This window comes from Acinetobacter sp. NyZ410, assembly GCF_022828975.1.
GTDB lineage: Bacteria > Pseudomonadota > Gammaproteobacteria > Pseudomonadales > Moraxellaceae > Acinetobacter > Acinetobacter guillouiae.
This window is the reverse complement of sequence record NZ_CP094620.1, coordinates 1948199-1971138: the sequence shown is the minus strand read 5'-3', so window position 1 is coordinate 1971138 and position 22940 is coordinate 1948199. Positions and strand designations below refer to the sequence as shown.

18 protein-coding genes are annotated in these 22940 nt (G+C 38.0%); 4 read left to right on the top strand and 14 right to left on the bottom strand.

The features are described from left to right. The first annotated feature begins 22 nt into the window (after positions 1-22). Both MTO68_RS09155 and MTO68_RS09150 read left to right on the top strand, forming a co-directional pair. Positions 23-1426 carry a GGDEF domain-containing protein gene (locus MTO68_RS09155; protein WP_244015700.1) on the top strand — a complete coding sequence of 468 codons (1404 nt, stop codon included), beginning with the start codon at positions 23-25 and terminating at the stop codon, positions 1424-1426. A 187-nt stretch (positions 1427-1613) separates the two neighbouring features. After that, the gene (locus MTO68_RS09150) at positions 1614-3065 is read left to right on the top strand and encodes a GGDEF domain-containing protein (RefSeq protein WP_105712947.1); all 1452 of its coding nucleotides are present in this window, start codon (positions 1614-1616) and stop codon (positions 3063-3065) included. 101 nt (positions 3066-3166) lie between these two features. On the opposite strand, the gene MTO68_RS09145 is transcribed toward MTO68_RS09150, so the two are convergent. Further along, positions 3167-3346: a hypothetical protein gene (locus tag MTO68_RS09145; RefSeq protein WP_004721316.1), complete on the bottom strand. Its 180-nt coding sequence runs from the start codon at positions 3344-3346 to the stop codon at positions 3167-3169. Between the two features lie 221 nt (positions 3347-3567). On the opposite strand from MTO68_RS09145, the gene MTO68_RS09140 reads away from it, so the two are divergent. Further along, positions 3568-4803 carry a pyridoxal phosphate-dependent aminotransferase gene (locus MTO68_RS09140; RefSeq protein ID WP_004820670.1) on the top strand — a complete coding sequence of 412 codons (1236 nt, stop codon included), beginning with the start codon at positions 3568-3570 and terminating at the stop codon, positions 4801-4803. 98 nt (positions 4804-4901) lie between these two features. Here the strand turns inward: MTO68_RS09140 and MTO68_RS09135 are convergent, their stop codons facing one another. Both MTO68_RS09135 and MTO68_RS09130 read right to left on the bottom strand, forming a co-directional pair. Beyond that, a complete protein-coding gene (locus MTO68_RS09135; RefSeq protein ID WP_244015699.1) occupies positions 4902-5279 on the bottom strand; it encodes a hypothetical protein in 378 nt (125 codons plus the stop codon). Positions 5280-5509: 230 nt separating this feature from the next. Beyond that, positions 5510-6406, bottom strand: coding sequence for an AraC family transcriptional regulator (locus tag MTO68_RS09130; protein ID WP_244015698.1), 897 nt, complete (start codon positions 6404-6406; stop codon positions 5510-5512). A 201-nt stretch (positions 6407-6607) separates the two neighbouring features. Here MTO68_RS09130 and MTO68_RS09125 point away from each other — a divergent pair, with 201 nt between their 5' ends. Then, positions 6608-7303, top strand: a complete 696-nt coding sequence (locus MTO68_RS09125) for an alpha/beta hydrolase (protein ID WP_244015697.1) — start codon at positions 6608-6610, stop codon at positions 7301-7303. Positions 7304-7476: 173 nt separating this feature from the next. Here the strand turns inward: MTO68_RS09125 and MTO68_RS09120 are convergent, their stop codons facing one another. The 11 genes from MTO68_RS09120 to MTO68_RS09070 all read right to left on the bottom strand — a co-directional run bounded on the left by MTO68_RS09120 (position 7477) and on the right by MTO68_RS09070 (position 22865). After that, positions 7477-8967: a surface lipoprotein assembly modifier gene (locus MTO68_RS09120; RefSeq protein ID WP_244015696.1), complete on the bottom strand. Its 1491-nt coding sequence runs from the start codon at positions 8965-8967 to the stop codon at positions 7477-7479. 67 nt (positions 8968-9034) lie between these two features. Then, on the bottom strand, positions 9035-9796 hold the full coding sequence (locus MTO68_RS09115) for a Slam-dependent surface lipoprotein (RefSeq protein ID WP_004820661.1): 762 nt from the start codon (positions 9794-9796) through the stop codon (positions 9035-9037). Positions 9797-9998: 202 nt separating this feature from the next. Then, entirely contained in the window at positions 9999-13133 is a 3135-nt protein-coding gene (locus MTO68_RS09110; RefSeq protein WP_244015695.1) for a TonB-dependent receptor, read from the bottom strand. 263 nt (positions 13134-13396) lie between these two features. After that, complete coding sequence (locus tag MTO68_RS09105) at positions 13397-14410, bottom strand: FecR domain-containing protein (protein ID WP_244015694.1); 1014 nt, start codon at positions 14408-14410, stop codon at positions 13397-13399. After that, on the bottom strand, positions 14411-14932 hold the full coding sequence (locus tag MTO68_RS09100; protein ID WP_209826368.1) for a sigma-70 family RNA polymerase sigma factor: 522 nt from the start codon (positions 14930-14932) through the stop codon (positions 14411-14413). Between the two features lie 277 nt (positions 14933-15209). Beyond that, complete coding sequence (locus MTO68_RS09095; RefSeq protein WP_244015693.1) at positions 15210-15647, bottom strand: transcriptional repressor; 438 nt, start codon at positions 15645-15647, stop codon at positions 15210-15212. A gap of 17 nt (positions 15648-15664) precedes the next feature. Then, complete coding sequence (locus tag MTO68_RS09090) at positions 15665-16090, bottom strand: YbaN family protein (protein ID WP_034615170.1); 426 nt, start codon at positions 16088-16090, stop codon at positions 15665-15667. Between the two features lie 31 nt (positions 16091-16121). Then, positions 16122-16718 (bottom strand): biliverdin-producing heme oxygenase, encoded by a 597-nt coding sequence (locus MTO68_RS09085; RefSeq protein WP_004721344.1) that lies wholly within the window; start codon positions 16716-16718, stop codon positions 16122-16124. A 41-nt stretch (positions 16719-16759) separates the two neighbouring features. Then, positions 16760-17617 carry an energy transducer TonB gene (locus MTO68_RS09080; RefSeq protein WP_244015692.1) on the bottom strand — a complete coding sequence of 286 codons (858 nt, stop codon included), beginning with the start codon at positions 17615-17617 and terminating at the stop codon, positions 16760-16762. An 890-nt stretch (positions 17618-18507) separates the two neighbouring features. Continuing rightward, positions 18508-21624: an efflux RND transporter permease subunit gene (locus tag MTO68_RS09075; protein WP_279578605.1), complete on the bottom strand. Its 3117-nt coding sequence runs from the start codon at positions 21622-21624 to the stop codon at positions 18508-18510. Beyond that, positions 21621-22865 (bottom strand): efflux RND transporter periplasmic adaptor subunit, encoded by a 1245-nt coding sequence (locus MTO68_RS09070; RefSeq protein ID WP_244015691.1) that lies wholly within the window; start codon positions 22863-22865, stop codon positions 21621-21623. The genes MTO68_RS09075 and MTO68_RS09070 overlap by 4 nt, the downstream gene beginning before the upstream one ends. Positions 22866-22940: the final 75 nt, after the last annotated feature.

The following is a 22940-nucleotide window of genomic DNA, read 5'->3' as shown; positions in this document are numbered from 1 at the left end:
TTTTGGAAAATATATGGAGCAAATGGATTTAACAATATTTGATTTGTCTCCAATTGCCATGTGGCTACAAGATTTTAGTGGTATAAAAAAAATATTTGATGAGTGGACTGCGCAAGGTATTTCCGATATTAAGCAACATCTATTGGAAGATACCAACCGTTTAAAACCCTGTTTGGCGGCGATTCGTACCATTCATATCAATAAAAGCACTCTGGTTTTATATGAAGCGCATGATTTAGCAGAGATTTTAGAAAAATTTCCGGAAATGCATACAGAAAATACTGAACTCTTACATATCCAGTTTTTTTCAGCGCTTTGGAATAAAGAAACAGATTGCTCAATTCAAGTGGTCAATCTTAGCTGTAAAGGCAAAAAAATTGATATCCAACTCAGAGCCAATATTTTAACGGATGCCAAACAAAGCTGGGATCGAGTTTTATTAACCACGGAAGATATCTCTCAGTGTCAAAATGCACGTCGGATTGCAGAATCCCTATTTTTGCATTCGCCCACTGCCCTCTGGGTCAAAGACTACAGCAAAATAAAATCATTATTTAATCAATTAGTAGCGAATAATGTCACGGACTTAGATCAATATATTCAGCAAAATCCAGATTTTCTATTTCTTTGTTTTGAAAGCATCCGATCAGTGGGTGTAAATCAAGCTTTACTGGACTTATTTAATGCCGACAATGAACAACATTTTTATCAGCATTTAAATCATATTTTTAGAGAGAATTATCAACAAAATTTTCACAAACAATTATTACACTTATGGAATAATCATCATCAACTTAAACGAGAATGTGAATACCAGTCAATCAATGGAGATTTGCTGCATGTACTCGAACAGTTTGTTATTTTCCCAGATTCAAAACATAACTGGGATACCGTGCAAATTGCCTTTACCGATTTAACTGAACGAAAAAAATTAGAAGATCACCTGCAACATGCCAATAAACATGATCAATTAACGCAGTTATATAATCGAACATTTTTTATCGGTGAAATTCAACGCTTACAATCTCAAAAAATTAATTCGCTGTCATGTATGTATTTAGACATCAATGGTTTAAAAAGAGTGAATGATTTACAGGGACACCATGTTGGCGACTTACTGATTCAACGTTTTGCACACCTGTTAAAAAAATCCACCATCAAAACACCTTATTCTGTTTCACGCATTGGGGGTGATGAATTTGTGATTCTTATGCCTGAATCAAATCATCTGCATATAGAAACATTACTGAAGATCATTCAACAAGAATTAGAGATAGATCGACTGAACAATCCTCAACATCCAATTCATGTGGCGATTGGTTATGCGACAACAAGCCATTATAAAAATATTGATGATTTATTAAAAAAAGCAGATCAAATTATGTATCAAGATAAGCAAGCATATTATTTATTAAATACGGATTAATGTCTTTTAAGAATTAAAGAAATTAATTGAAATTAACCAACATCAATGTAAACCCAATAAAAGGATAACCAGCGATCATAAAATACAATAAGTAATAAATAACTTGGATTTTATTATTTTATATCGCTCTTTTTTAGGATATATTTCAAACATTCTAGATCACCGCTCAACACACGAGAATCTTATAATGGAATTTTCTGATTCTTCTATTTTTGATATATCACCTACCCCGATGTGGATAGAGGACTATAGCGAAGTAAGAGAACAATTTAATCAGTGGAAAGGCCAAGGAATCACAAATCTTCAAAGCTTTTTAGAAGAAAATCCAGATCAGATTACGGCTTGCGCACATAAAATTAAGATTCTACATGTCAATAAAAAAACCTTAGATTTATTTGAAGCCAGAAATCAGCAACACCTGTATCAGAACTTAAATATTATTTTTCAGAAAGAAATGCTGCACTCACATATCAAAGAGCTGGTTGCACTTTGGAATGGAGAAGCTGAGTTTTCAAATACCACAGTCAATTACACGATTTCAGGCAAAAAATTAGACATCAAATTACGCGGTATCATCATGCCGGGTTCAGAAGTCAGTTTAGACCGGGTTTTAATCACCACTGAAGATATTACGGACTATCAAAATGCGCGCCGTTTAGAAGAAAAAAATCGCCAACTGGCAGAATCTCGCTTTATTTACTCGCCTACCTCGTTGTGGGTTGAAGATTTTAGTCGTGTAAGACTCCGCATAGACCAACTCCGTGAAATTGGTATCGAAGATTTTCGCACCTTCTTAGATGTACATACCGACTTTGTAAACCAGTGTATCGAAGACATCATCTTATTGGATGTCAATCAAGCAACCCTTGATTTATTTAAAGCCAAAGACAAAGAAACCCTGTTTAAAAACTTAAACAAAGTATTTGCAAAAGAGATGTATCAGACTTTCCGTGAGCAACTGATTGAACTCTGGAATGGTAAAATTCATCATCAACGTGAAGCTGTAAATTATGCATTGGATGGTTCAGTACGAAATGTATTGCTTCAATTTACTGTTTTCCCAGGTTATGAACATGACTGGAGTCTAGTGCAAGTTGCATTGACTGATATTACTGCACGGAAAAAAGCAGAAACGTATTTGGAATATTTAGGAAAACATGATGTTCTGACTAAATTATTCAATCGTTCGTTCTATACAGAGGAAATTAATCGTTTAGAGCGTGGTGTACTGCGTCCGACTTCAGCCATTTTTATTGATATGAACGGTTTAAAAGCCATCAATGATCAGTTGGGTCATGATGTCGGTGATGAATTGCTGCGACGAATGGGCAATATTCTGACTCGCACCATTGCCAATACAAGTTATACCGCTTCCCGTATTGGTGGAGATGAGTTTGTGATTCTTATGCCTGCGGCAAATGAACAGACCGTCGAATCGATGATTATGACCATTGAAGAATTACTCAATATCGACAATCAATATTATTCGTCACAGCCTATTAGTATTGCCATTGGTTATGCAACAACATCTGCAAATGAAAGTATAGACAATATGTTGAAACGTGCAGATTTATTGATGTATCAAAAGAAAAAAAATTATTATGAATATGTCACGGAAATGTTAAATGGTAGTGCTTAATATTCCACAAGGATAAATGCTATAGCGTTAAGTAAACGATTCTTTTTAATTCTTATTATAAAAATAGGTGCATCAAGCACCTATTTTTATATCTCAAACACTTAGCGTTTTCCCATCGAACGGCGTGTACCACGAGGTGGCATCCAAGTACGATCTGCATATTGCTCAGGTTTAGGACGGACGTTGTTGTGGGCAACATCATCATCATTTTCTAAAGATGATGGCATTGGAAATGGTAAATTCACCAATGGCTTCTTTTTGGGAGTATTTTGGGTGCTCATGTGATTCACTCAATTTTAACTGGCTATATTGTACGTAAATTTCAGCTTTGATGCGAGTGCTCTTAAACTTTCGCTTTTATTTGTATTCTCTTGATACATTAATTTCTGCTTTTGATGAATATTTATTGAATTTGCATAGATATTAGACGACCAAACATGAAAAATTAGGCTATGATAATGTGCTTTTTATTTTTTTAATCCCTATAAGAAGGAATAATGCCGTGGACGTACGTCTCTCTGATCGTGTAAATGCCATCAAACCGTCTCCAACGCTTGCTGTTACCAACAAAGCTGCTGAATTAAAAGCTGCGGGTAAAAATGTAATCGGATTGGGCGCTGGCGAACCAGATTTTGACACCCCACAACACATCAAAGATGCTGCTATTACAGCGATTAACAACGGTTTTACCAAATATACCGCTGTTGATGGTACACCAGGCCTTAAAAAAGCAATTATTGCGAAACTAAAACGTGATAACAATCTTGACTATGCTGCAAATCAGATTTTAGTGTCTTGTGGTGGTAAACAGTCTTTCTTTAACTTAGCACTTGCTTTGTTAAACAAAGGTGATGAAGTCATTATTCCAGCACCATATTGGGTAAGCTATCCAGATATGGTGATCATTGCTGAAGGTGTTCCTGTCATCGTGAAATGTGGTGAAGAACAACGTTTCAAGATTACACCTGCTCAACTAGAAGCTGCGATTACAGACAAAACACGTTTGGTGGTTTTAAATAGCCCTTCAAACCCAACAGGCATGATCTACAGCAAAGCTGAGCTTGAAGCTTTAGCAGAAGTGCTCCGTAAATATCCTCAAGTTTATGTTGCTTCTGATGATATGTATGAGCCGATCCGTTGGGATGATGAGTTCTACAATATTGCGACTGTAGCGCCTGATCTTTATGAGCGTGTTATCGTGCTTAACGGTGTATCTAAAGCATATGCAATGACTGGATGGCGTATCGGCTATGCAGCAGGACCTGCAAAATTGATTGGCGCAATGAAAAAAATCCAATCACAATCAACTTCAAACCCAACTTCGATTTCACAAGTTGCTGCTGAAGCTGCATTGAATGGTCCTCAGGATGTACTTCAACCGATGATTGAAGCATTCAAACGTCGTCATGATTTAGTTGTGAATGGTTTGAATGAAATTCAAGGGATTAGCTGCTTACCTGCTGATGGCGCATTCTATGCTTATGCCAACATTCGTCCTTTGATTCGTGCAAAAGGTTTAAAATCTTGCACAGAATTCTCAGAATGGTTGTTGGAAGAAACTGGTGTTGCTGTTGTTCCTGGTGATGCTTTTGGTTTAGGCGGCTATATGCGTATTTCTTATGCAACTGCTGATGAAGTACTTGTTGATGCACTTGCTCGTATTAAAAAAGCTGCAGATTCTATTGACGGTATTGATGCAGCAATTGCTTCAATCGCAGCTGAAAAAGCAGCACAATAATACTAGTTGGTTTAAATAAAAAATGGGTGTATTGATTACACCCATTTTTTTATCTTTGTTGATCTTACTTATCAACAAGCTTCTATATTTTTTGTAAATCAATCTTTGAGGAGCAAGCCCGTGGTATTGTCTCCATCATTTCCAGTACCGTAATGATCTATACGTACAGTATCAACTTGCACAGCAGATGTGTTTGCCACATAGTACTTTTCATGATCGACTAATAATAACCCTGTGGTATTGTCTCCATCATTGCCTGTGCCATAATGTTCAATTCGCGGCTCCTTATTTTGATCAAGCTTTGAATAAGGCACCAGTTTTATTGGCTCTTTCAATAAAAGACCTGACGTATTATCTCCATCGCTACCTGTACCAAAGTGATCAATGCGTATTTCTTGCGTATTTTGATGTGATGCAAAACTTAAACTTGAAACACTACAAAGACCAATAACAGCTAATCTGATTAAAGTTTTCATGTCATTCTTCCCATTGAGATATCATTTCATTCTAGAGGCCGAAACTATACAATTCACGGTCTTGGGAATTACATTTATGACATTAACCAATCTAAGCAAGTCTTTAATAAAAATCTAAAACCTAGCCTAAATCTTTAAGTTTTATTGCTGTTCCAGATCAGTTTGGCTAAGTACAATTCAGTGTTAAAGCGCGTTTTAAAGCATAAAAAACTAAAGTTGATCATTTGTATTTATAGATCACTTTGTATCAATGACGCTCTAAATACTTTCGGTGCGCATCCATATGTTTGTGTAAAAGCACGAGTGAATGCTGCTTGTGAGCTATACCCTACTAATTCAGCAATTTGAAAGATATTTTTGTCTGTCTCTTTTAGAAACTGACCTGCCAGTCTCATCCGCCAATTTTTTAAATATTGAATTGGTGAAACTCCCACCAGTTCTACAAATTTTTTAGCAAAACTTGAACGTGATTGATGGGTGGATTGAGCCAAATTTTCTACATCCCATGCATAAGCAGGACGATCATGCAGCAAAGATAATGCTTTACTAATCGTGGGATCACGTAAAGCAACAATCCAGCTTTTATGTTCAATGGTTGCCTTTGCCAACCAAAACCGTATTGACCATACCAATAGAAGATCAATGATACGTGAAAGCATCACTTGACTACCAAGGCTAGGATATTCAAGCTCAAGCTTTATCGCAGCAACAGTCATTGGCACCCATTCTGCAATTTTATCAGTATCATTGTGCGATGGGACATGGATATAGTGAGGCAACCCCTCGATTATGGCTTCGCCATAAATTCCACTAAGTTTAAAAATACAGCTAATCACAGCGGCTGCTTGGTTTTCAGCATCCAGCAATTCAATCGTGTGTTCTCCAGCCGAAGGTAGAACAATAATATCCCCTGCTTTTAAAACCAGATCTAGATTAGTGCATGCAACTTTAAGTCTGCATGTCGCCTGCTGAACGATATGGATATATGCGTAATCCTGTTTAAAGCTTAACTGTTGTTGATCTGTAAATCGTGCGAAGTCATAGATCTCACCAGATATTTTTGCAAACTGATAAATATCAAAGAATATATCCGTTAAAGCACTTTTTTCAGCATATTCATCTCTCATTTTTTGTCACAATTCCTAAAAAGTGTTTCTGCAAAAACATTGGTGTTTCTGTTATTGTTAAAGTGAATTTAAACATGAATAATCGTTTATAGAAGCTTTTTTGAGTATAAAAATTACATCCTATATCTATCCAATCTTTATACAGAAAGTCTTCAATCATTTAGCTCAACAAATACAATAGCATTTAGCTAGGAGACACACATGAGTAATAAACCGACAATTATATTCGTACACGGATTTTGGGGAGGCGCTGCTCATTGGAGTAAAGTGGTAACTGAGCTGGCTCACCGAGGATATGAATCATTACGTGCAGTAGAACTCCCGCTTAGCTCACTGGCTGAAGATGTTGAACGAACAAGAAAAATGATTGCGCAAGTTAAAGGAGATGTGCTTCTGGTTGGTCACTCATATGGTGGTGCTGTAATTACTGAAGTTGGCAATCAAGCAAATGTCGTAGGTCTGGTTTATATTGCTGCTTTTGCACCGGACTCAAACGAAAGCCCTGGCGGCATTACTCAACAACATTTACCTGAGGCTGCACCAAACTTAGAACCAGACAGTGATGGTTATCTCTGGCTTAAAGCAGATAAATTCCATGAAAGTTTCTGTCAGGATTTAACCAAAGATGAAGGGTTTGCAATGGGTGTCACCCAAAAAGCGCCAGTAGCAAGCACTTTTGCCGATACGATTTCAACGCCAGCATGGAAAACGAAACCATCTTGGTATCAAATCTCGACTCAAGATCGAATGATCCACCCTGAAAATCAAAAAATCATGTCGGCACGCTTAAATGCAAAAAAAGTGATTTCGTTAGATGCAAGCCATGCTTCTTTGGCATCACATCCAAAAGAAATTTCAGCCTTGATTGAGGAAGCTGTCAGTTTTCTTGCTCAATAAATGATGAATGAATAGAGGGAATCGAAGGATTTTCTCTATATCTTAGACCCATTTAAAATTTAGATTTATTGAAATTCAATTTGGCTATATAAATGTCTAAATTAGAATTCAGTAAGAAGACTGCTTTTGTACGGTTTCAATTCCTCAAATAGAAATAAAACCTCTACAATATTTTAAAACCGATGCTCCAGCTTTAAACTAACATTATGTTTACCATAAGAATATAGCCACTCTACATTGCTGTTATTTTGATTATATTGATAAGTGAGATTAGGTGTTAAACCATAAAAAGCCCAGCGTGGTGCACTTAGAATTAAAGTATAATTTTGTTCAAAATCATGTCGTCTAGCCTCCAACACTGGAGTAAATTTATCAAATTGACGCCAACGGAAAGAACTAAATAAATTTGCGTTAAAACCTGAGTCAAAGTTTTTGGAAAGGCCTAAACGCACGCCTTGTTGTTGATAAGCCGTAAAATATTGTTCTTGGGTATTATGGTCGACAAAATCCAGCCCGCCAAATAGCGTCCAGTTTTTCGGTAAAATTTTCCAAAAGGTTGAATAGACAGAATATTCCAAACCATCTTGGCCTTTATACTGGGAATAATTTATATCCTTCATTTCGGCTTCTAACTTGACAGCTTTGTCGTTGGAGATAAAACGCATCCACTCCCCCCTTAGCCCATAGGCACTATAGAGTGGGTCGTGGGCATAGTATTTATGTTCAAATACGGGTGCAATCAAGACTTGATTACGTTCGTTGTAATAACTATAACCCGCATTTAAATTAAAAGTTAATTCATTATAATCAGTCTGCTCTGGATAAACTTGACCATAGAATAATCCACGCAATGCAATGCCATGTTGTCCAGAAAGCGACCATCGTTTAGTTAAGGTGGCTTCATAATCCAAACCTTGCGCACTGATCGCGTCAGGTGTGCCACGCTTTACTTGTTCAATAGGAACGACCTTCTTAGTCTCAGGGTCAATGCCATAATACGTAATGATGTCGTATTTATCGGAAGCATTATTAACATTACTGGCATAACGTGAACCAAACGCCAATGAACCATGCCATTCATCTCGTTGTTTAAGCCCTTTGAGATACATCTCTACGGTTTGACCAATACCGTGGGCAGCGGGATCTGTAGACAGAGCAAGTTGAGATTGAATCTGCTGAAATAACTGTTGACCTTGCTGATTTTTTTGTTGTTCAGTATAGACACGAGCCAGTTCAAGTTGAGTCATTAAATTATTGGATTGAATCTCTAGACTGTGTTTTAGTTTAATCTCAGCTAAACTTAAATTCCCCTGTGTTCGTGCCATGACGCCCTCAGCGAACTCAGTCAAAGCCTGGTCATAATTTGGAAATTTTTTATATTTTTCAAGATAGCTTAAAGCCACTTGCCATTGTTTTTGCATCACTGCCAAGTAAAGTGCATATGCAACTTCTGCGGGTTCATCCTTAACCACATATTCTTGACCTTGTATGATCAGATTCGGTAATGCTTGTGTGTTCTTAGGGTCTTCTGATTTGAGTAGTTTCTTATCATTTTGATATTGCTGTTGGCTAATTTCCTGATTTAACCTGATACTGGTATCATCCGCTGCATAAACACATTGTCCACACTGCAATACGGCACCAAGCAATACTATTTTTTTCATCTATAAACTCACCAGATAGAATAAAAAAAGAAAGACTTACCGAAGTAAGCCTTTCTCATTTAAATCATTATTTTTTTCCACCAAAAGCAACGTCATGCACATTATTGTTAAATGTTGCAATTCCAGCTAAGCTGCTTTGGCTATTATAGAATTGACCTGAAACTGTCCCTGCACCAGCTGACGGATTAGTCGTCCAAGATGCATTTGAACCACTAATCGTTGCGTCGTTATTAATTGTTGCAGTACCCAAATTAAAGGTACGTGAACTATCGCTCAATGAACCCGTTAACTGTTTGGTTGCAAAGTTAGCGGTAAAAGTACCTGACAATAAATTAGAGCCATTATAATTATTGACACCTTGAACACTATAATTTGCAGTACCTGTAGACGGTACGCTGGTATCCGCATCTTTACCATTGTAATAAACAGTGTGTGTTGCTGGATCAACCGTACCTAAACGCTTACCGCTGGCATCTTTGGCTTCGGCATTCCACTCACCAAACCAAACGTCTTGTGTAGGCACTTGTTTATAGTTAGCATAACCAATCCCAGCATGAGACGCTGGAAGCCCAGGTAAGTACGGGCTTAGACGTACAACGCCATTGCCATCTGCATAGCCGTTAAAACCTGAGAATGCAACAATTGCACCGTTATAAAGAGTGTTAACACCAAAACCAACACCTGAGTTTGGATGAGTCGGTCCAAGTGAACCTGTAGAACCAACTACAATATTACCAATATCACTTGATTCACCTACAACAGCTGCTTGTGCAACACCCACTAAACCAACAGATAGTAAAATAGCCAATGAGATAGATTGAAGTTTCATTTTAAGTTCCTCTATATGAGTTTTAAAGTTTTATCATTAAGAATAAAAATAAAAGTCTTAATGATTATCATAAAAATAAAACATGTGCTGCACTGATTTTAATTTTTAAATTCAAGTGTAAAATCAAGGAGTACGTGTCTTATTTTCCACACATTTATTGCACACCAAGTGCAATAAATTTGGTTAATTACCTCTAAGTTCCTTAAAACTTATGGGTAATGCTTAGCTTAAATGTTCGACCTGGTGCTGCAATTGCCGAACGAGTTAATGGATCAATATAGAATTCGTCAGTGAGATTAGTCCCCACCAGTTCAAATAAGGTGTCTTGTTTAAGTCGATAATTGATATAAGCATCCACAATGGTCATTGAGTTCCATGCCAAAGGGGTATTGGCGTAATAACTCATCTCTATATCGTTATAGTTTTTCGTTTCAGGATTTTCATACTTATGGTGATAACTCGCACGAGTTCCGACTTCAAGTTTTTGATCAAAGAATCGTCCACCAAGTGTTAAATTAACTGAATATTTTGGGGTTGCCATACTGACTAAATATCCGCCTACAAATCCATCATCAACACAACGATTTAATAAAAACTGGTGGCTCGCCCCTAAAAGCATCGCTGAGTTTTCATCACAAACTTTATTTTTAAAACGATAATTGGCACTTAAGTCAGTAAAGAAACGCCCATTGTCAAAGCGACTTTGCAGTTCCAACCCTTCTGTAGTAAGACTATCGACATTACTAAATGCCAAAGTTGGACTACGCTCAATCGCATTCTTAGTTTTGTTATAGTAATAAGCCAATTTAATATCTGCATAACTGCTGTTTTTAAATAACTCAGATAGATTATGAACATAGGCAAGTTCATAATTTGATGCATGCTCTGGTTGTAACTTATAACCACTTAAGGTTCCAGAAAACCCAATCGTGCTTTCAAACATACTTGGCATTCTATAAGCTTCGCTATAACGTAAATACATTCGACTATTGGGGCTAAAATTAACCGTTGCTGACGCTGTCGGTGTCCAACCATGATCTTTGCTTTTTTGCACACCTGTTTTGGTTAAATCAATATCTTCATAACCGCTAGGAATGCCACTACCAGAATAATATCCATAATCCCGACCTTGTACTAAGGTCCCATTTAAAAAGGGATTATTGGCAATGGTTAATTTTCCACGGTTATCCATTTTGTAATCAATTTTATTAGATTTCTGATAAATTCGACTTAAAATTCGAGCCTGCTTGCGCTCCTCAGTCCAACCTTCCGCTAAAGCAAGAGCCTCAATACTTTCTCGTGTTTGCTGTTCAAGTTCTGGTGTCATATTTGGGCGTTTAGTAAAATAAGTCATACTTAATGCCGTGGCTTTTTTAATCAGGCTAAACTGGGGATCACCCGCATTGACTCGTTCATTAAGAAAATCATCAAAGGCCCAATAGTTTTGATATCTTGCACCTGCGTTTAAATTCAGCCATGAGACAGGTTGATAGTCAAAGTTAAAATTAAATTCTTTTTCTTCTCGACGACCTGCTCTCGGTAACATCCTATAACCCGAATTTGTTCCGTTAATATTCGGGTCTTTATAAATATCATCCGAACTAAGTTTTTCTTTTTGAAAACTCCCCCCAACAGTTAAACCCAGATTAGACAGCAATTTAAACTTATTACTTAAGGTCATTCCTTGGCGAGTATTGTCTGAGTTTGCGGTAGCACTGTTCACAAAAACACCCAAGTTTGCATTGGTATCATTGGGAAATCCACCTGAACTATAGGTATGACTCTTGGTATCAGTCCGCCAAATATTGCCGTAGAAATCGACTAAATTATTGTTTTGAGGTTGATATTTGTATTCCATATTATAGGCTTTGGAGTCGATATGACTTAAAGGCCATTGTGGTACCCCTGCTTTATTTTTGACGACTTCACCCCAAGCAATTCGAGATGGTAAAATTTCTCCATTGATGATTGAACTGTCCCGATAACCGAACTCTAAACGCTGTTCATCTGTGGGTTTCCACGCCGCTTTTAACAAATAAGATTCTGTTTCAAGGGATGTATTGGGAACTTCTGTACCTCCTGGGTAAACTTTGGCAAGGTATGGAACGTAATTAAATCGTCCTGTGGCAGGTTTATCATAAAAATCACTGCCATTTTTCCCTGCAAAGTGATTGCCTTTATTACGATAAGCATAAGCAGCCAAAACTTCAAAACTATCACTACGTCCTGCCAAAGCAATACGTGTTGCAACATCATCGCCTGAATAAATATTATTTTCTTTATTTTGTCGTGCTACTTTAAATAAGGATGGATCATAATAAGGCTCGAACACTGGATTGCCTTGCCAGTCCGTTCCTGTAGCTGGATAATTTGGATTATCGTAAATGCTTTGACCAGTTAATAGTTGTGGTTCTCTAGGTTTCACTGCATTGCTGCTGGTTTCTACTTTTATCTCCCCACCAAAATTTTTACCTTCCTTTAAAACATCATCTACAGCTAGAGTATGAATAACGACCGCACCACCCACACCTGTATTTACATTGCGTGTGATGGAAGGCCCCTTAATGACTTGTAGCCCACCGATTAAATTAGGGTCAATATAACTCCGATTATTCGCACCGTTATAGCCACGCCATACAGTGAGTGCCTGTTCTGTCCCATCAATAAGGACAGGAACACGGCCCGGTCCTTGAACACCACGGATACTTGGATCTAAAGCACCACTGTTTCGGGCATCACCACTGTATACGCCGACCATTCCCTTGAATAAGTCTGCTGGCTGAGCACCTTTATATCGTTCTATTTGCTCTTTGCTGGCATAGACGCTAGAAATATCTTGATCATAAACATCATTCTGCCCTTTTGTATCGCGACTGACTGTGCCAAAAACAGTCATTGGGCTAAGTTGTACGACATTTTCTTGATCAGCTATCATCGGCTGAGATTGTACTGGAATGGGTCTAATTTCAGCTTTATCCACATGTTTCAATATATAGCCATTTCCGACTTTCACCACAGTAAACTCGGTTGCTGCTAAAATATGTTGAAAGCCATTTTCTAAATTATATTGTCCGCTTAAACCTAAGCTACTTTTACCTTTAAGCTGATTTGCATCAATTGCAATCGAGGTCCCCGCTTGCTCGGCAAAGGTATTCAGAACACTGGCAAGTGAACCCGCTGGAATATGATATGACTGCGTTTCTGTACTGAGCGCATAACTGCTTTGTGTCGCGACTGTTGTTGCCACACCCACACAAACGACATGAATCGCCAATGCCAATGATGTCACTTTGAAAGAATATTTTGGATACTTTTGACCGCAGACAGCTTCACTCATTTTACGCCCCAATAAATGTAAATAAGAATCATTCAATATATTAAATTAAATGTATTCCTAATATTTGCTTCTACTTACTATGACGCTTCAGAATTGAAAAAGTGGAACCATTTATTCAAAATAAATTTAAATGATCTATCTTTTATTTTTCTAAGTTTATTATTAATTATATTTATCAAACAATTAGTAAAAAACGATATAAATTTTAGGCCTAATTTAAAGCTAAACAGCATGATTCAAACCAAGTGCTTAAATCATGCTGTTTATTGCAAAGTCACAACTGTGAAATATGGGGTGATTTGATAGACATTTAGCTGAGGGAATACACTGCTTAATAATTGCAATGCACTTTCGGTATGATCTAAAGGCAATACAGCATTGACCTTAATTTTCTCTAACTTAGCAGCGTTAAATATAATTTTTTCTTTGCTGTTTCGATTCAACTCATTTAGCACTTTTGACAAAGACATATTCTCAACAATCAAATGCCGTTGATTCCATTTCTGCTGTTCATTGTATAAATTAAAAGTATGTATAGGCTGTATACCATTTCGATCAAGTATGACTTCTTGCCCTGCTGTCACAATCACAGAAGATGCTTTGGTTTGATCTTCGTCTTGTTTCGAGGACTGCACTTTCACTTTGGAATGTAGCATTTTAAGCCCAGTCGCATCTGGCTGATATTGAACACTAAATGCAGTTCCCAATGCTTCAATTTGACCATGTTGGGTTTTGACAATAAAAGGACGGGCTTTGTCTTTGGCCACATCTACAAATATTTCCCCTTGAACCAACTCCACAACACGCTGATTTGATGAAAAGTCCAGATTAACCGCACTCTGACCGCTGAGTTTAAGTTGTGAACCGTCTGCTAAGGTTTGGGTTTTCCATTCTCCTGCATGATTTTTAATATCAGCGGTTAGATATGACACTGGATGATAAATAAAATAACTATAAATACCCCCTACACAACACAATATCACCGTCAAAATTCCACCATAGCGCATATTTTTTTGCTTACGAGCACTATGTAAACCAGTTTTTAATACAGATTGGGTCATTTTCTGTTGTTGTGGATTCTGCACCAGTTTTTGAATCGAAGTAATATATTGCTCAATATCTTGAGCAATTTTTTGGCGTTGTGGACTCTTGCTTTTCCAAGCATCAAAATCTGTTTGCGCTGTTCTTTTGAGTAACTCATCATCGGTACTCAGCAACACAATCCATTCCGCTGCTTCTTCGATTAATTGTTGCTTACTCTTCTCTTCTTCAATCATTTACTCAAACAAATCCTTCTCTTGTTTCAGTGCGTAGCATTGTACAAGGCAAGTTGCTAGATATTTTTGAATCATCTTGGTTGAAACACCAATGATTTCTGCAATTTCTTTATGGGTTAAACCTTCAAAATAATGGAGCACAAAAGCTTGTTGTGCTTTTTCAGAGACGCGTATCAAAGCCTGACAAATCTGGTCAATGGCTTGAACAATCTGAAGCTGATCTTCTGGTGAAGGAATTGTATCCAGAATATATTCCATCTGACTTAATTCATTCAGATAGGCTTGCTCTATGCGCTTTCGGCGCACCTGATCAATCATTAAATTTCTAGCAATAGTCACCAGATATGCACGAGGTTCTTTTACTCCAAAAAGTTCATCACGCGTTTGCAGAATTTTAATAAACGTATCTTGTACCAAATCTGCGGCTTGCTCACTATTGCCTACTTTTTTTCTAAGCCATTGATGCAACCAAGATTGGTGATTACGGTACAATTGATCTACAAATGCAGGATTTTTGTTCACAATAGGATCAACTCTTTGACGGTCTGTTAAATGATAATAATTATCATTTAAATGTCAAGACACCCTGAGAGAAAATCCCCGTATATATGATTATTTTTTAGTTTATGTACATCCTTATGTTCTATTTGATCATTTAATATACTTAAAAAATAAAGTTAAATTATCAATAGTTAATGCCCATTGAACCTCAATATCTTGGTTATCATTCAGTGTAAATCCCGATTTATTATTTATGGATATTTTTATCATAAAATAATCTACCCTTTGGTATGTTGTTTTAATGAATACAATAAGGACAAGAGGGTTTTTCTATAACAAGATGATATGAACTTGCACCATGTTCTAAAATAAGTCCTCGAATTTGCTGCTCTAAAGCCTCATCATTAATTTGTTGCAACTGACTACACTTTTTACAATATATTCTCATATTGGTTTGACTTCCCTTGAATGAATATAATGCTTGTTCACTGCCCAGCTTAAATTTAACTAACAATCCTGCTTTAACAAGCTGTTTCAGGGTTTGATAGACACCAGCAAAAGATAATTTTTTCACTTTTAAATCTGGACTATACAAAATTTCGGCTGCTGTCAGCTCTCGTTGTGCATTTCTTAAAATATTCAGTACAGTCAATCGTGTTGTAGTTACTTTTAAATTTGCTTGCAACAGCAAGCATTTAAGTTCTTCAGTATTTTTATAATATTCAAAGATTTCCATCCTGAGATTATCCTCATTTATGCTTTTAACCACATCCACAATTGCACACAAACCATCATCACAATAATGGTTCCTACTGCCCATGGATGAGGCACAGTCCAAATTAAAATGCCAGCAGCTACACTCATACTGGCCAAAGAAAATAGTTTTACTTTTACTGGCAAAGTTCGTTTGAGTTGCCATTGCTGTAAAATTGGAGCAATGACTTTATTATTGACAATCCACTGATGCATTCGCTGCGAACCCTTTGCAGCAAACAACGTCGCAAGAAAATAAAAATCAAACGTAGGCAAACCAGGAACCACCAAACCGATCGTTCCTAAGACCAGACATAACCCTGCCAGTGCAATACAGATCCAGCGAACCAACCATGACTTTGCCAGTCTCGGCTCCGACATAGAAATGCTGGTATTTAGATTGGTCTCTGACCCTGTTTGCTTCATTGCTTGATTTCCTTTATCTATCATCAATTATTTATTTCAGTGTTTTTAATTGTGCTAAAAGTTCACCAAAACGATGAAAGCCTTGCATAGCCCCCTCAATAATCAATTGCTGTTCCTCTAAACTAAAATTTGCATCATCTAGGGTTTGCTTGAAGCGCTTCCATACTAATCCACGACCCTCTGGATATGCTGCTAAGTTACGTGCAGCAAAATCAGCATTAAAGCCAAATCTAGCCTGCGCCTCTTTGAGTAAAAATGCTGCGCCTAAAGTTGAACCTTCTGAAACATAAATCCAGCCCAAAGATTGTGGAAAACTAATTTCATCGGTTGCAATACCTTGCTGCTGAGGCGTTAAACCTAAATCAGCCAAGTCTTGTAAAGCTGCATCGGAACGCCCACGCACATCTAAATCGGGAATCAATTGTTCAACCTGTGAATCTTGATAAAGATGTTCAACATCTTTCTGAAAATAATATTGCGACAGGGTGAATTGCGCATAATTCTCTTTACTCTCAAACGCGCCTGATTGCTGCATCAAGATTTCCATACGTTCATGCTCTGCCAGTGTTTCTTGTTTCAAGCGTTGCATTAAACTACTGCTGATCACTTTTTCTGTTGATGCGTTCATAAAAACTCCTAAATAAACCCTTTCATTGTTTAATGATCCAATCAGCGATTACGACCAAGCTTAAGCTGAATGGGAAAATCCACCACGATTGCCAATGCTTCACCATTGACAATATGTGGTTTAAATTTTGCTTTTTGTGCAGCTTGTATAGCTCTTTCATCCAAACTACTCATGCCTGAGCTTTGCTTTACTCTGACATCTATCGGCTGCCCTTGTGGATTAATTTTGATGGTGAGAACCAACAAGCGCTGCTGGTTTTGCAATTCGCGATCATCGTAATTAAGCTTGCCAAAGCTGAGTACATCGACCCGACTCACGGGAAGCGGTTGCTGTGGTTGAGAAGTAGAGGCAGCGTTTTGTTCTTTTTTATTGTCTTTGCCTGCTTCACCGCCTGCACGTTTGGCTATCTCATTTGACTGACCTGTAGCTGTCTGTTCAGTATTCGTAGATGATTTTGTTTCAGTGAATGTTTGCGTTGACTGACGATTTGATTCAGATTTACTTTCCGTCTGTTGATCGGTTGGTTTTTTTTCTTGTGCTTTTGTTGTCTGTTGTGTTGTTTGATCCATCTTCAACTTTTTTGACTCAGTACTATTTATCACTTTGACCTGTTGTTGATGTTGTACCGCTGTTGCTACTGTAGATTGAGGTTGTGCTTTTGATTGCGTTGCAGCTTGCTCTGATGCCGTCTGCAGCTTTGCACTGCTCTGTTGTACAACATCGGTTTTGTTCAAGCTGATAAAACGAATTTGAATCGCATTTTCAGGTGAATGTGATTCAATACGAACATCTGTTTTTAAATAAGACAAAGACCATAACAACAATATATGACTGATCACTACCCCACAAAGCGTAGAGTATTTTTGCTTATCATTTGAAGCGAGAATTACAGCAGACATAGGCTTAGATACAGCGCAAATAAATGTAGTGCATTTGCTGAGTGCTGAATAAAACCCTGTGCTTTTCTTGTCTGCTCAATCTATTGTATTGCGTTGTACTGTTCATGAATCCTTCCTGCTTCGTCTATCAAATCAATTGCCGTGAATTTAAAAAACACTGCCTTTATCTATATAGACGAATGAGAAGGCAAAAATGCCTAATGAGAAATGTAATTAAATGTAAATAAGAATGGTTTAGAGGGGATAATTTGACGATAAAACAGTGGGCTACTGAACGTATTTATTTAAATGTAAAAAATAAACTTATATAAATAATGCAGTTAAAACAACTGAACTGTATATCTAAAGAAAACAATACGAGATAAAAATAATGGGAAGAATAATTAGGGCATTTATTGTCACACCACCTAATTATTCATACAAGTGACTTCTATCAAGTCATTGATCATAAATGAAGCTTATGTTTTTGTATGAACTCTTAGAAACTGTTGGTTATCAATTCATTTTTGTGTTTTTGAATCATAGATGGTGATCCTACCGTGGGGCGACATGGATGTCGCTGTTGGGCGGGGGTACAGGACGTACCCCTCGCCCAACGGAAGATTTTTGTCATCTTTTCATCTCTGAAAAGTGAGGCATCGCCTACGCAAAGTAATTTAAACTTTGAATGTAGGCTGCGGCATTGCAAGCTTTTTTATAATCATATAGTTAGTTTCACATGTAATTGATTTAATTAAATATATCAATTCAGAAAAATTATATTCTTGGTCGGATTTTTGATAGGTTGACTATAAATGAATGCAATGGATGGCTTAGAAATATTGTAGAGGACAAATGCTTTATCCTCTACAAAACACAAGACTTAAAATTAAAAGCTTAACGCAGAGCGCTTAAGGCAGTTTACGTACAGGTAAAGCTTTGCCACGTAATTTCTCAACAGCACTGAGGATAAACACAAAAAATACTGGCACAAAAAAGATTGCAAGTATCGTCGCACTGACCATACCACCAAAAACCCCTGTACCAATCGCATGTTGAGTTTCAGAACTTGCGCCTGTAGCAATCACCAATGGAATCACACCAGCGGTAAAAGCCAAGGATGTCATCAAGATCGGTCTTAAACGAAGTTTGGCAGCCGCAACAGTGGCTTCAATCAGAGTCATTCCTTCTTCTTTTAGCATTTTGGCAAATTCAACAATCAAAATGGCATTTTTTGCAGATAATCCAATGATGGTAATTAAACCCACTTTAAAGAAAATATCATTGGGAATCCCTCGGATCCATACCGCAACCACTGCACCAATCATACCTAAAGGTACAACCAACATCACCGACAATGGAATCGACCAACTTTCATAAAGGGCAGCAAGGACGAGGAAAACCACTAACATTGACAATGCCAATAAAAAATTGGTTTGTGCTTCGGACTGTTTTTCCTCCAAGGATTGCCCTGTCCACTCATAACCAATTCCTTGTGGTAATTGCTCAATCAGTCGCTCCATTTCCTTCATCACTACCCCTGAAGAAACCCCTTCTGCGCCTGCCCCTGCAATACTCAATGATGGTCGTCCATTATAGCGATTGTATTGCTGCGGAGACTGTGTCCACACAGGTGTTACAATCTCAGACAGTTTAACCAGTGCTCCAGTCTTGTTAACCACATTCAAATTTAGAATATCAGTGACTTTCATCCGTGAATCGGCATCGACTTGAACAATCACTTGCTGCATTCGTCCTTGATTTGGAAAATCATTGACATACATTGAGCCCATTGAAGATGAAATGGTGTCTGTCACATCAGCAAAATTCACACCTAAAGCTTCTGCCTTATTACGATCAATTTTTAAATCGACATTACTGCCTGGTGGTAAACCCTCTGGATAAACATAAGCCAGTTTTTTACTGGTTGCTGCAAGACCAATCAACTGTGCTTGTGCCTCATTCAAAGCTTGCATTCCAAGATTACCGCGATCTTGTAAACGTAAAGTAAAGCCCGAAGTTGTTCCCATTTCTTCAATTGCAGGCGGTAAAACAGACATAATCGTACCTTCTGCACTGTCTGCCATGGCCGCATTTACAGCGTTAACTTCATCTGCAGCTGAGGTATTTCTGTCTTTGAAATCTTTTAAATTTGTAAAGGCAATGGCAGTGTTATTGCCAGAACCACTAAAGCCAAACCCAAGTACAGAGACATTTTCTTTAATACTTTCTCTGCTTTTTAAATGTTCCTCAAATGATTTTACAATGGTCAATGTCCGCTCTTGACTGGCATCTGCAGGTAATTGAAATGAGGTGATAAATGAGCCTTGGTCTTCTTCTGGTAAAAAAGCGGTTGGGATCGATTTAAACGCAAATAATAAGAAACCTGTCAGGACAACAAATACAATCATCACAGTAAAAATGTGTTTCAACAATTTCACTAAAATTGCTTCATACTTTTTATTGACGCGATCAAAAAAGCGATCAAACCACGCAAAGAAGCCTTTTTTCTGATGATCGGCTTCAATCGGTTTTAACAAGGTTGCACAAAGTGCAGGGGTTAAGGTCAGTGCTAAAAATGCTGAGAATGCAATGGATACCGTCATGGTCACGGTAAATTGTCTATAGATAATTCCGACTGAACCACTGGCAAAGGCCATCGGTAAAAATACCGCCACCAGTACCAAGGTTATCCCGATGATTGGACTGGTAATTTCTTGCATTGCTTTAGAAGTGGCATCAACAGGTGATAAACCCTCTGTTGCCATGATGCGTTCCACATTTTCAATCACCACAATCGCATCATCGACAATAATACCGATGGCTAAAACCATACCAAACATAGTTAAAACATTGACCGAAAAACCACTAATCAACATCACCGCAAATGTGCCTAGAAGTGCAATCGGTGCAACAATTGAAGGAATCAAGGTGTAACGAATGTTATGTAAAAATAAATACATAACAAGGAAAACCAACACCATTGCTTCCAGCAATGTCATGATTACTTTTTCAATCGAAATCTTAACAAACGGTGCAGTATCATAAGGAATCGAATATTGCATTCCCTTTGGTAAAACTTTACTGAGCTCCTCAACTTTTGCTTTGACCGCTTCAGAGGTCTTGACTGCATTCCCGCCTGGGCTCATTTGAATCGCCAAAGCGGTTGCTGGCTTTCCATTTTCTAAAATAGAAAAACTATAGGTTTGCGCCCCAAGCTCCACCCGTGCAACATCTTTAAGTGTGACTTGTGCGCCACTCTGATTGGCACGCAAAGTAATATTTTGAAATTCTTCGACTGTACTTAATTGTCCTTCAGCCGTTAATGGCAGTGTAATCATCTGTCCTTGGACCGCAGGCAAACTCCCGACACTTCCCGGAGATATCGGTGTATTTTGTGCTTGAATGGCATTTGTGACATCTTTTATCGACAGCTGATAAGACACCAGTTTGTTTGGATCTATCCAAATACGCATGGCTTTTTCAGATCCAAAGGATTGGATACGACCAACCCCTTCAACCCGTTTTAATTCTTCAACCACATTTCGAACCAAATAATCACTTAAATCAATTTCTTTAAATTGATCATTTGGTGAGTTGATTCCGACCATCATCAGAAATCCAGAAGATGCCGCTTCAACAATCAGGCCTTGCTGTCTAACTGATTGTGGCAATCTCGGTTCGATAGACTTTAGTTTATTTTGCACATCTACCTGAGCCAACTCTGGATCAGTCCCCGGTTTAAATGTGGCAGTGATACTCGCTTGACCACTGGCATCAGAGGTGGCGCTGTAATAAAGTAAATTCTTTACTCCCGATAACTCTCTCTCAATCAAGGTAACAACACTATCATTCAAGGTTTCTGGTGTTGCTCCCGGATAAGTTGCATAGATACTAATCGAAGGTGGTGCAACTGAAGGAAAACGAGAAATCGGCAACTTTGGAATACTTAAGACACCAAACAGAATAATAAAGAGTGCAATTACCCAAGCAAAGATTGGCCGTTTAATAAAGAACTGCGATATCATAATTTTTCTCCTGTATTCGGAGAAGACTGACCTGCAGTGCTTTGATCACTGCCCTTATTTTGCGTTTGTAAAGTCCCAACATCGGTTGAGTATTGCGACTTCCACTGGGTTATTTTTAAAGGCTGTTCTGGCTGTTGAATTCGATCATGCCCCTCAACGATGACTTTTTCACCTGCTTTAATTCCACTATTCACCACATAGAAACCTTTATATAACTGCCCTAAACTCACTGGACGTGTTTCAGCAGTCTGATTTGCTTTTACAATCATCAGTTGTGCTTGACCTGAAATATCTCTTTGCACAGCTTGCTCAGGTACAAGTAAGGCATTGGGTTGTGATGCTCTGTTTAAACCAACTCTGACATACATCCCTGGCAATAATTTCCGTTGAGGGTTATTTACTTCCACACGGATGGTGACATCACCCGTATTAGGATCTACGCTGGTATCTGAGAATAAAATCTTTCCAGTCACTGGATACAATTTACCCTGACTATTGGATATGCTGACATCAGCACCACCACGTTGTAATAACGAACCATCATTCAAACGATCTTGCAATTGCTCATATTCAGAAATTGATTGTTTAACATCAACATAGACTTTATCTAACTGATGCACCAAAGCCATTGGATTGGTATCGCTGGTGCTGACCAATGCACCTTCGGTTACCAGCAACTTACCAATTTGACCTGTAATCGGAGCGCGTACAGTCGCATAGCGTAAGTTTAAATTTTGTCGTGCCAATGCTGCCTTAGTTTGAGCAACTTCGGCCAAAGCCTGTTGATAAGCGGCTTCCGTATTATTAAATTCCTGTTTACTAATGGCATTGGAAGGAAGCAGTTGTCGATATCGCTCCTGTTGGGTTTTTAGACGCACCACTTCTGCCTGTGCTTTTGCCAATAAAGCCTGATTACTATTGACATCTGCTTGAAGAATTTCCGAATTGATCTTAAATAAGGGTTGTCCAGCCTTAACTTCACTGCCTTGGGTAAACAGCACCTTTTCAATAATTCCGCCAACTTGTGGGCGAATTTCTGAAATTCGATAGGCTTGTACACGTGCAGGTAAGTTTTCAATCAAATGAATATCTTGCTGTTGAACGGTATAAATACTGACTTTGGCTGGCGCAGCCTGTTGTGCTTGTTCTGCTTCAGCATTTCCTGAGCGATTACATCCAGTTAACGCACTCCCACTTAAAACAACCAATAAAATAATAAAAAAATAAGGCTTAGGCATCATCTGCACCCAGAGTTCTAGATATGACGATTATTGGCAATATTTGTGTACTTAGCGTCACTAAAGTGTGGAGATTGT